Origin of the sequence: Shewanella frigidimarina (assembly GCF_003797125.1) — a bacterium.
GTDB classification, from domain to species: Bacteria; Pseudomonadota; Gammaproteobacteria; order Enterobacterales; family Shewanellaceae; genus Shewanella; species Shewanella frigidimarina.
This window is the reverse complement of sequence record NZ_RKKE01000002.1, coordinates 396,604-406,866: the sequence shown is the minus strand read 5'-3', so window position 1 is coordinate 406,866 and position 10,263 is coordinate 396,604. Positions and strand designations below refer to the sequence as shown.

The following is a 10,263-nucleotide window of genomic DNA, read 5'->3' as shown; positions in this document are numbered from 1 at the left end:
AAGTTAAAAATTAGTCTAAATATCCATTTATGCTTTTTTTAGCACAAAGCACATTACCTGAGGTTTCACTCCGATACAATCACCCGAGACTGAAAACGATATCTTAGATGTAAAAAAACATTTACCTAAGGAGTATGAGAAGCGACCACCTTCGCTCTTTAAGGGAGAACAATACGTTATACGCTCCATCCCCTATCTTGATTCTTTTGAAATAAGCGATGAAATGTCGATGGGGGAGCTGTTTATATGAGGCCTGAATTCAACTCTAGCTGTTTATCTATTTAATTTTCGTATTCAAATAAAAAAGCAGATAGTGAGTTATCTCATTACCTGCTTTTTATCAATCGATATTAGGGTTTATACCAATCAACTCGGGAAGAAGTCGATAGCCCAGATAGTGGTCATTACCGCGACTTTTTCTGCTGGGAAGCTGATAGAGCGTAATACCAAGGTTAATTGGCGCTCTAATTTGGCGTTATTTAGCTCGCTTGAGTTAATCGTCACTTTACTGACATTGCCATTAGGTTGGATGACAATTTCAAACATCACTTTGCCTTTTAAGAACGGATCTTTTCGCAGTGCGCGATTGTATAACGAATAAAGCCGAGACTTATTGGCCTCCAATGTACGCCTAAGTGCCGCTTCTGAACGTTGTCCATTTTGGCTCGCTTGGCTGGCTTTTTCAGAAACGGCCCCTTGGCTTGCCAATACTTCCTCTTTTGCTAAGCGAATTTGTTGGGTTTCGTTGCCTGTTAACGACCCTGCAGCAACAGTTTTACTGATAGTTGATTTTGCCAAGCTGTCAGTTTGTTTATTGGCCGCACCAGCTAATAAATCACGCTTTACTTTGACTTCTTGTGCCGTCGTTTGATCAAGTTTACGTTGCGCAGCGGGTTTAACGTCAAAGGCTTCGCGCATTGAAAAAAGCTCGTCTTTCATCGCCGCTAAGCCTGATGTGCTGGCTTTTTCTTTTGCTGCTTCACGCGTCGTCGGTTGCACTATTTGTGGCTTTACAGCTTGTTCAACAGGCTTTTCTGGTACTTTTTCTTCTGGTGGTGCTAGCTCAGGCTCTAGTTTTGGCAGCGGTTCTGGCTCGGGCGGTTTCACCTCTGGTTTGACAGGTGGCGGTAGCTGCTTTTCTTGCAAGATGATTTTGGCTAATTGTGGCGGTACTTGCTCTTTCACTTCGCGCGGCAGTTCAACTTGTTCAAGCATGGGCACTACGACCGCAAAGACGACATAAACTAACAGCAACAACCACAAAATCTGTTTAAACAGTTTGTCTTGTTTGCTGGGTTTAAATAAGTCGCCTAAATCATTAAAACTCTGATTGGCTTCATGATGGTGTAAGGTTGCTGTTGTCATATTAGCCCTCACCATTAGTTTGCTTTGCTTGTTGTTCAACCGCCAACGAAATATCCCGGTAACCGGTCGCCGCGCAAGCAGTCATAATTTGCTTAAGCACCACATAAGGTGTTGATGCATCGCCAATAATAGTTACCGCACGACCATTTTGTCGCTCGGCTTCACTAAGCTCGGTGCGTTTACTGGCTTGATAGGTCAACTCTGTTGTTAACGTGCTAATAAACTCTGGGTTTTCTTGTTCAGTTAAGCCAAGGCCATCAGCGCTTTTTTGCCAAATAGGGCGCTCTTGCACTAATACCGTGTCCGTAAACACAGTAATAACCAGATTTTCAACTGGGAGCACATCTGCAACAGACACGGGCAAACTGATTTTTTCGATATTTTGCAATATGCGCACTTCAGACTGATTCACAATCAAGAAAAACACCAAAATGGTAAAAATATCCATTAACGCAACAAGGTTGAGCTTGCTACCGGCTTTTAAGCGTTTGTGATGTTTGGCTAATCTTCGGCTTCTTGCCGATTGCTTCATCATGGCTTAGCTCCTACTGGTTTTCCAATAGTGGCTTGTATCGGCTGAGCAGCATCGGCGTCATTAGTGGCCGGAGCATCACCTAATGAGATCATCGGAAACAGTTCCGCATCTACCAAGTTGGCTGCCACTACCGCTTTAAATGATCGTACCGTGTCCATGGCGGACACGATGGTTTGATAGTCAACCGCAGGATCAAGTAACAATACGATGTCATTTTTTTCTATGCCTTGTTGCTGAAACGTCAGTTTCAAGTCTTGTAGATACACAGACAATGCGGCGAAATCATAACCTTTATCAGTCAGTTCAAACTGTTTAAGTGACATGCCTGCTGGGTAGTTTAGTGCTAAGCGCGCAGGGGTAATCACTAGTTCGAGTATTTTGGGCTCTTGATCATCTTGTGCTTGTTCCGCTTCTGACAATACTGGCAATTGCAGATTCAAAATACGCACTTGTGAGAACACCAAACTCAGCAGGAGTACTGGCACTAACACAATCATCAAATTCATGAATGAGGTGATATCCAGTTCTGCGTCTTGGGTATTAGGGCGACGACGGCGTCTCATACTCATTAGCCTCGGTTGTTATCCGTTTGCTTGTTAAATGACAATGAATTGAGCAGTTTAATGCCTGCCATTTCAATAGAGTCAACGATAGTTGCCGTTTTAGTTTGTAGGCTTGAATGAAATAAAATCAGCGGAATGGCAGTGATCAAACCAAATGCGGTGGTGTTCATCGCAACCGAAATACTAGAAGACAATAAGTTGGCTTTTTCAGCTGGATCGGCGCTAGCCACTGCCGAGAATGCTGCGATTAAGCCCATAATGGTACCTAATAGACCCAATAAGGTGGCAATGTTAGCGAGTGTAGCAATAAATGGTGTACGCTTTTCAAGGCGTAACATGTATTCCATCACGGTTTCTTCCATGGCGTATTCCACGTCTTCACGATGACTTGTACTTGATATACGGGCAATACCTGACTGTAATACATCAAACACGGGGGCTTTATGGTTTTGTGCATGCTGACTAATGGTATTGATGTCACCTGTTTTTAAGGCATTTTTAATCAGTGCAAAAGCCTGCTGATTACTACGATGTGCAGAGCTTAAATATAACCAGCGCTCAATGGTAATGGCCAAACCGACCACTAACACTAAGGCGATAGGGTAGATAAATGGGCCGCCATTTTGTAAAAACGCAATGATATGGTCGGTAAAACTCATGTGATGTTCCTTCTCTTATTGTCGTATTGAACACTGGCGTTAATGGCTGCAGGTGTTCAATTGTTTTTGTTAGGTATTACTCAGCTTTTGGCTAGCATGTTGCTTATTTAGAGTCATTATTTAATGATGCATTTATTGATCATTTTCTGGTTTGCCGTTGGCAAAATCTCTGACTTGTTGTCGAAATAATTTTGGATTGATAGGCCTAAACTCAGGCAGCGTAAGCCGCATGCCTTCGTTGTTAATGTCTATCGGATTATTGATCCCTTGCCACGGCATAATATAAAGCACTTTGGGTTGCTCTTGTGAGCCGGTCACTTGGCTTTGGATCACCACAGGTTTATTGCTTGTGGGTTTCACGGTTTGTTGTTTTTCAGTGTCATCATTGGCAACCACCTGAGCAGAGACACTCAGTAAACAAGTGGCTAAAAACAGCGGCAATATGCTAAGACGACACCTTGCTTGAAACACCTTTTTCATGGTCATCTTAGCCTGCTCCATTAGCATTGTCGGGTAATGTTAACCCAGCGCGTTGAATTTTAATTTCCACGCCCGCTAGCCAACGTTTGGCTTGTTCATCATTTGACTGGTTAGCCAAATACGCTAGGTAGTATTGGCGGGCTTGCAACAACTTACCGCGATATAACTCTAGTAAGATCGCCAAATTTAATTGCGCTTGTGGGTATTGAGGCCACAGAGTTAGCGCTGTTAAGTAACCTTGCTCTGCCTGAGCATACTGGCCTTGTCGCCTTGCGATATTGGCTTTTATTTGATGCGCATATGGATTGTTATTATTAACCGCTATCGCTTGTGCAAGCAGTGCATCAGCTTGGGCTAATTGTTGCTGATTTATCGCGATGATGGCTTTATTGACATATGCGCCCGACAACTGAGGCTCTGCTGCAATTACTTTATCAAATAAACTATTGGCTGCTTGCCATTGCTGGTTTTTCATTTGGTCAATGGCTTTCTGATATTGACTCAATACCGTTGCGGGTACATCAGCTAAACGCTGTGATGCTTGTTCAAGATACACATTATGAGTATCTGTTGAGCCTGCACTGATACTGGTGCTGTTATTGGCTCGGTTAGTATCGAGGCTAACTAAGTCGACAATGTCCTTATTCATGCCATCTAGGCTTGGATCCTTAGCGGTTTGCTTATTCACATCAGTACTGCTTGGCGATGAACTACAACCGGGTAACAGCATGAGGCTTACTAGCACGAAGAGTGCCACTTGCGCTGTCGATGAGGTAAATAATGATTTAATGAATAGCATCGATGACCTCATGAGTGAGTTCTTGTTTTTGATAAAGGGCAGGAGACATTTGTGCCAAGCGTTTAAAGCTTTGTTCTATCCATTGGTCAACAATATCATCCCATGCTCTTTGGGTATTACTGATGTGAATTTCAATGGCTTTCTCTTCAAATGGATAAGCCAGCTCTTCGAGTAAAATCTCGTACTCTTCCAAGGCTAATTCATCTAAATCGCCAGGGCGTTGTGAACTCATCATGTCGCTCGCAAGTTGGCGATACATTTCTGCAAGGTTGTATGTTGCATGGGGAACGTATTTAGCTAATTGAAAGTCGAGCACTTGTTGATAATAACCAATGGCTTTTTTCATCGCATCTTGTTTGCGCATCAAGCTTTTTTGCAAAGGTGCGTTGAGTTTAATTGCCGCAAAACTGCGTTGTTCTGCTTCACCCAAGGCAAACGCCGCGATAGAGGCAAGTTCAATTTGACGAGCCTGAATGGCATTCGCATCTTGCTGCAATTGTTTGCGATCGAAGCTGAGTATTTGTCTAAACCAGTAATATTGCTTATTAGCTTCACCGCTTTGGCGGTAAAACTCACTCATTTTAAAGCGAACCTCTTGTGCTACATCAAACGGTTGTGGGTAGGTTTTAGCATAAGTTCTAAAGGTGCTGAGTGCGCTATTGTTATCGCCTGCTTTTAAATAATACTCCGCCGCAGTGTATTGAGCTTCACGCTTTAATGCGCCGGGCTTTTCATTGGCGACAATGATCAAAAGCTGCTCGGCGGCTAAATCCCATTGGGCTAGTGCTTCATAGGATTGAGCTAATTTAGCTGGAATGACCGCGCTAAACTCATGGTTTGGGTAACGTTGCTGAAACGGTTTTAATACGTCGACCGCTTCTTGCCAGCGTTGTTGTTCAAGCAATAAGTTTGCTGCATCGAGTTCGGCATTAACCGCATATTTTGATTCGGGCACCGCTTGAGCGACTCGTAATAATTGACTGACGGCTAACTCTGGTTGTGTTTGTTTAACGGCTTGCGCTTGGAAGTATATGCTTGAAGCTAACAGATTACGCATTTCAGACCATGAGTCTGTGCTCTTGTCTGTGTATTGCAGCGCTAAAATGTAACCCTCTTCAGCCTGAGCGTATTGCTCTTGCTGGTACAAGCTATTGGCATAAAGCTGGCTGACAAACTGCACTTGTTTGCGGGCAGCGTCTGACAATGGCGTTGCGGTTTGCACTGAGCTTGCCGCGTCATTGAGTGTGTTAATGCCGTGGGCTTGTAATACAAAATCAGTAAAATATTTAAGATCTGTGTAGTGTTGAGCATCAAACGAATATTGGGCGGCATTACTGGCTAACTGTAAAGCACGTTTGTCAGATGGATACTGATTGATGAAGTCTTTATCTAACTGATTACGTTGTGAAATGAGTTTATTGTAATCATCATTATTGCGTTGTTCATTTTGGTTTTGATTTTGTTGGCTTTGTTCATGTTGCGAAAGAATTTTGCGTACCGTGACGGTTGTTGCGTAAGCCGATTGCTGCTGTATTTTGCGCAAGGCCGCAGACGTTGCAGTAGCGTCATAGGCAATGGTGTAATAACTGGCAATGGCTTGCTGATATTGTTTGGCTTCAAAATTAGCGTCGGCAAATAAGTACTCGTCATTCAGAATATCTTTGGTTAACAAGTTACCGGCTTGAGGTAATTTGGCCAATTGTAAATAGGTGTTTAATGCACTGGCAGCTTGTGCGAATGCGCTAACCCGTTGTGCGCCTTGTTGAGTTTGCGCATCGGCGTACAAACGACGGCTATGTTCGTCACTAAAGCTAAGCAGTTGTGGTAATAACTCAGCTTGCTGCGCCTTGTTGGCATTGACCCCAAATGTGCTGCTAAGACCATATTGATTAACATAGTCATTTTTAAGTTTATGCATTGAAGCAAATTTACCCTGACCTTGGTAGAGATCAAGCAATTTTAGCGAGTAACGTGCTGACCAAATGTTGTCGGGAGCCAATGCAATGTAAGTTCGATAGGTTTGTTCCGCGTCATAATCTAGTTTTTTGTCGAGCAAAAATTCAGCTAAATTGGCAAATAATACATGTTGATATAGACCAAGATAAGGCAGCGATTGATTGTCATTAACTAAAGTCAGTAATGATTGTGATTGCAGTTGTTGGCTTAATGAAATGCTCAATACTCTTTGAGTATCAATCGCCAAATTTTGTGCGCGGCTGCCGAGTTTTTCAAAGGTAAAGTTGTCGGACGTTAAGTTTGCAACATCACTATTACTTTGTTGGCTGGCCACTAATGCTTCAAATACTTGCAAGAATGCTTTGTCGGCATTGGCAAGTCGATTAAGTTTAAATTCAGACCAACCGAGCATATACAGACTGTTCAGTTGGTATTTTTGATTATGTTGAGCGGTTAATACTTTCTTATACGACTGAATTGCTGCAGAGTAATTTTGCAAATTATAATAGATTTCACCACGCCTGAAGTTAAGCTCGGCAAGATAAACGGTTTGCGGATAGTGTCGCAGTAATGATTCAACTTCAGCCAAACTCTCATCCAACTTGCCTTGTAAATCGAGCGCTTTAGCTAATTGATATTGTATGTGCTCGTTTTCAGGTCGTTGTGGATATCGCTGCAATAATTGTTGATATTCGGTGATTAATTTTTGCAGTGCCGCATCGTTTTGCGTCAACTTTGCTAATACTTGGCTATCTGTCTGCGACTCATCATCTAAGTCAGCATAAGATTGTGTTTCAAATGATTCAGTATTGATTTGCGCTAAACGATATTCAACGTGCGTCCGGATTTCAGGATCGGGTTCAAGTGTCAGCAATTGCTGATAAATATGAGCCAACTTGGCACTGCGTTGAGTTTGGCTCATTTCAACACTCGCCACCGTTTCGCTGCTGCGTTTGTTGGCCAAATCGCCTAAGCTAGTGCGTTTAGCTTGTTGAGCATAATCAGCCTGCCCACTGCTAAAACACCCCGATAATGCAATACCACTGATTAAGATTAATGCGCCTGATAAATAAGCCGATACTGACATTAGCGCGCTCCTTGTGCAGCTGACTCACCTGCGGTGGAATCACTTTCAGTCGATTTGTTTACCGCCGATTCGTTTGCTGAGAAGGGATTGATTGGCGCAGTGTCTGCTTGTGACATTTGCTCTAATACATTGGCCATTTGGTGGCGAGTGGTGAGCAGTAGTTGCTGTAACGTATATTGTTGTTGCTGGGTAAAAATGCTCATTTTGCCACGAATATCTCGGTCGGTTTTGTCACGCAGTCCGGTAATATTAACGTTCGTGCTGTTAATGTCGGTTTGGGTTTGTTGTTGACGTAACTCAAAGTCAGATAACAAGCGGGTGTTACTCGACAATGCACTAAATCGATTGGCTTGTCGTTCAAGCTGTTCAAGTTGTGTTGTTAATTGCTTCAGGCTTTTTTTATGCTGCCAAAGTCGTTGTGGCAATGTTTGCTGTAATTGCCACTGCAACACCCCTTTAATCCTATCAAGTCGTTGTTGTTCGTCGTCGATATTACGTTGAGTCGCCAATGTAGTTAACCTGGCTTGGCTGGCATCAATACGGTCTATCCATTGTTGCTGACTTGGGTCGGCAAACACTTGGGCATTTTGTTCAGCTTCTGCTTGATCAATAATCTTGGCAATACGTTGTTTTTGCTCTGTGAGAGCGTTAATCATCTCTGTGTAGGCGAGCTGTTTTTGTTGTTCAATGACGCGGGCTTGGCGCTGGGTGTTGAGGGCTAAGGTGTCCTTTAACCATTGACTGTTAATCTGTTGTTTTTGCACATTGTCGCTAAGTAAATCAAGGCTTAATAAGGTGTGATAATCGGTCGCTAATTGCGGATCATTCAAGGCTTTTTTTAGCCAAGGCGAATCAGTGCTAAAACGCTCGGTAAGGATAAGCTCTAACGCGTCAGACTTGGTTGCCAAGGAAGGAGTTTGTTGAGCAAGCGTCTTACTGGCAAAGTCGGTGACATTGCTAATGGTGCTAACTGTTTCTGCAAACGCTTTTATCTCGACAATTTTTTGTAAATACAGTTGTTCAGCTTGCTGATACAAGGTTAATCCTTGTGCTAAAGATTGCTGCTCACTGACTTGTTTTGCAGTTAACCACGCGGCTTGCCAGGCTAAATTTGAATAGGGGTATTGCTGCTGCAATAGCGATAGCAACTTAAACGACATGTCATAGTGTTGTTGTTGCTGGGCCGAGTAGGCAAATAAAAACAAAGCGGATTCAGCATAAGGACTTTGCTCAGGAAAATCGCTCAGTTCGTTATAGGCTAAATCGTATTGTTTATTGGCGACATACAACTGTGCCAACAGTAACTTTGCATAATCATTGATGGCCTGTTGTTGCAACAAGGCGTCTTTAACTTCTGGCAATAACTCATCGTTATCGTCAAAAATGTCGGGCTCTACAAAAGGGTTAAACAATTGCTGCCAAAAATTAATTTTGGGTGGCTGCCATTGTTGGCTTTTAAGCTCAATTAATATAGGTTGTGCCGCACTGTATTGTTGTTGCTCCATGTGCAACAACGCCTGGTTTAATGCGATGTAAGCGGCAGATGAACTTGTTGGTGACTGGTCATCTTCTGATGTTGATTGCTGTACTTGGGCGGTTAATGGCGGCGTATCTGGCCAATAAGCTAATTGATTTAACACATAATATTGTTCGACATAATCTGGCAGTAATGTGGTAATTCTGCCTAGCGTGAGCTTGGCTGTATCAATATCGCCTTGTTCAATTTGCTGTTCGCTGAGTTGCAACAAAGCGATCAATAATAATTCGGTTGGCGATGTGGCTGACTTCGTTTTGCTGCTATTGGTATTAGTACTGGTATTCGCTGTGGTTTTGGCCGTAGCATTCGCTTGCTGTTGTTCAAATTGCACCAAGGTTTGGGTGGCTTGATCGTGTAAGCCTATCGACACTTGAAGTCCGGCTTCGAACAATTGGCTGCGATCAGAATAGATGCCTTTGCGTTGGCGGTTGAGGCTGATTTGCCTTAATGCCGCGCCATAATCACCGGCAAAATAAAAGTACAATGATTGGCGGTAAAACTTATCTTCTAAGTCTGTTTTAGCTGCCGTTGTCTCCATTGAGTCCTTCACAGCGTTTTCTGCAGCTTGAAGGTCTGCCGCTTGAAGATCAGCCATGTGCAAGAGAGCCAAGCAACTGCAAAACATGGCGGCACAGCCCAAACCTTGTGTGAGTCGGTTACTGATATGAGCTAGCTTAACGCTAAGTGATTGAGTATTAACAGCCATTGTTGTTTACAATACCCACTGTTCGACTTTGATATCAGCACGATAGCTTGATTCACTGTCTTCGACTTTGAGTTCTATCATTACCGTTTCATCAGTTTTATCAAAGCTATGGCTAATGGCACGTTGCACAGTGCGGCCTTCGGCATCGTTGCCGGTAAAAATTGCCGTTAGTTGGTGAGGACCCATTTTAAGATTACCCAAGTAAATACGTTGAATTCCACCTTGCTCTAGTGCTTTACGTTGACGCTCTGTATATAAAAAACCACTGACATTGTTGTCGTCAATTTTTAACTCGACACTGTCGAGTTTGAGAAATCGGCCCACATCAACCGATACAAATACCGCGATTTGGGTGCTGGCAGGAAACAACAAATCTTCTTCTAAAATAAATAAATCGCGATTGAGTTTTAGTACTTGGCTTTTAATGTCTTCAAGCTCGCTAGCTAATGCACCATTACCTTGCTTGGTGTTTTCTGCTTGGGCTGGTAATGCAAATAAACCAGCAATCAGTAACGTTGCTGCGAATAACCGCGTTAAAAAAGAACCCCATTTACGGTTGGTTGTCATAGTTATGGC

Annotated in this window: 9 protein-coding genes; all 9 read right to left on the bottom strand. The window is 43.0% G+C overall.

All coding sequences use genetic code 11. The features are described 5' to 3' along the window. Nucleotides 1-366 precede the first annotated feature (366 nt). Nucleotides 367-1,365, bottom strand: coding sequence for an AgmX/PglI C-terminal domain-containing protein (locus tag EGC86_RS06755; RefSeq protein ID WP_123777046.1), 999 nt, complete (start codon nt 1,363-1,365; stop codon nt 367-369). Nucleotide 1,366: 1 nt separating this feature from the next. Next, on the bottom strand, nt 1,367-1,900 hold the full coding sequence (locus EGC86_RS06750) for an ExbD/TolR family protein (protein WP_123777045.1): 534 nt from the start codon (nt 1,898-1,900) through the stop codon (nt 1,367-1,369). After that, nucleotides 1,897-2,469, bottom strand: coding sequence for a biopolymer transporter ExbD (locus EGC86_RS06745; RefSeq protein WP_242445186.1), 573 nt, complete (start codon nt 2,467-2,469; stop codon nt 1,897-1,899). Before EGC86_RS06745 ends, EGC86_RS06750 begins: the two co-directional genes overlap by 4 nt. Beyond that, a complete protein-coding gene (locus tag EGC86_RS06740) occupies nt 2,469-3,122 on the bottom strand; it encodes a MotA/TolQ/ExbB proton channel family protein (protein ID WP_123777044.1) in 654 nt (217 codons plus the stop codon). The genes EGC86_RS06745 and EGC86_RS06740 overlap by 1 nt, the downstream gene beginning before the upstream one ends. A 132-nt stretch (nt 3,123-3,254) precedes the next feature. Further along, nucleotides 3,255-3,608, bottom strand: a complete 354-nt coding sequence (locus tag EGC86_RS06735) for a hypothetical protein (RefSeq protein ID WP_123777043.1) — start codon at nt 3,606-3,608, stop codon at nt 3,255-3,257. A 1-nt stretch (nt 3,609) separates the two neighbouring features. Beyond that, nucleotides 3,610-4,401 carry a tetratricopeptide repeat protein gene (locus tag EGC86_RS06730; protein ID WP_165872357.1) on the bottom strand — a complete coding sequence of 264 codons (792 nt, stop codon included), beginning with the start codon at nt 4,399-4,401 and terminating at the stop codon, nt 3,610-3,612. Continuing rightward, the gene (locus EGC86_RS06725) at nt 4,388-7,444 is read right to left on the bottom strand and encodes a tetratricopeptide repeat protein (protein WP_123777041.1); all 3,057 of its coding nucleotides are present in this window, start codon (nt 7,442-7,444) and stop codon (nt 4,388-4,390) included. Before EGC86_RS06725 ends, EGC86_RS06730 begins: the two co-directional genes overlap by 14 nt. Then, nucleotides 7,444-9,576: a tetratricopeptide repeat protein gene (locus EGC86_RS06720; protein WP_123777040.1), complete on the bottom strand. Its 2,133-nt coding sequence runs from the start codon at nt 9,574-9,576 to the stop codon at nt 7,444-7,446. The genes EGC86_RS06725 and EGC86_RS06720 overlap by 1 nt, the downstream gene beginning before the upstream one ends. 117 nt (nt 9,577-9,693) lie before the next feature. After that, nucleotides 9,694-10,254, bottom strand: coding sequence for an AraC family transcriptional regulator (locus tag EGC86_RS06715; protein ID WP_123777039.1), 561 nt, complete (start codon nt 10,252-10,254; stop codon nt 9,694-9,696). Nucleotides 10,255-10,263: the final 9 nt, after the last annotated feature.

What these genes read in the sequence shown, in the direction of transcription:
- EGC86_RS06755 (WP_123777046.1), bottom strand. Translation starts at nt 1,365, where the DNA reads ATGACAACAGCAACCTTACACCATCATGAAGCCAATCAGAGTTTTAAT.
- EGC86_RS06750 (WP_123777045.1), bottom strand. Translation starts at nt 1,900, where the DNA reads ATGATGAAGCAATCGGCAAGAAGCCGAAGATTAGCCAAACATCACAAA.
- EGC86_RS06745 (WP_242445186.1), bottom strand. Translation starts at nt 2,469, where the DNA reads ATGAGTATGAGACGCCGTCGTCGCCCTAATACCCAAGACGCAGAACTG.
- EGC86_RS06740 (WP_123777044.1), bottom strand. Translation starts at nt 3,122, where the DNA reads ATGAGTTTTACCGACCATATCATTGCGTTTTTACAAAATGGCGGCCCA.
- EGC86_RS06735 (WP_123777043.1), bottom strand. Translation starts at nt 3,608, where the DNA reads ATGACCATGAAAAAGGTGTTTCAAGCAAGGTGTCGTCTTAGCATATTG.
- EGC86_RS06730 (WP_165872357.1), bottom strand. Translation starts at nt 4,401, where the DNA reads ATGCTATTCATTAAATCATTATTTACCTCATCGACAGCGCAAGTGGCA.
- EGC86_RS06725 (WP_123777041.1), bottom strand. Translation starts at nt 7,444, where the DNA reads ATGTCAGTATCGGCTTATTTATCAGGCGCATTAATCTTAATCAGTGGT.
- EGC86_RS06720 (WP_123777040.1), bottom strand. Translation starts at nt 9,576, where the DNA reads ATGGCTGATCTTCAAGCGGCAGACCTTCAAGCTGCAGAAAACGCTGTG.
- EGC86_RS06715 (WP_123777039.1), bottom strand. Translation starts at nt 10,254, where the DNA reads ATGACAACCAACCGTAAATGGGGTTCTTTTTTAACGCGGTTATTCGCA.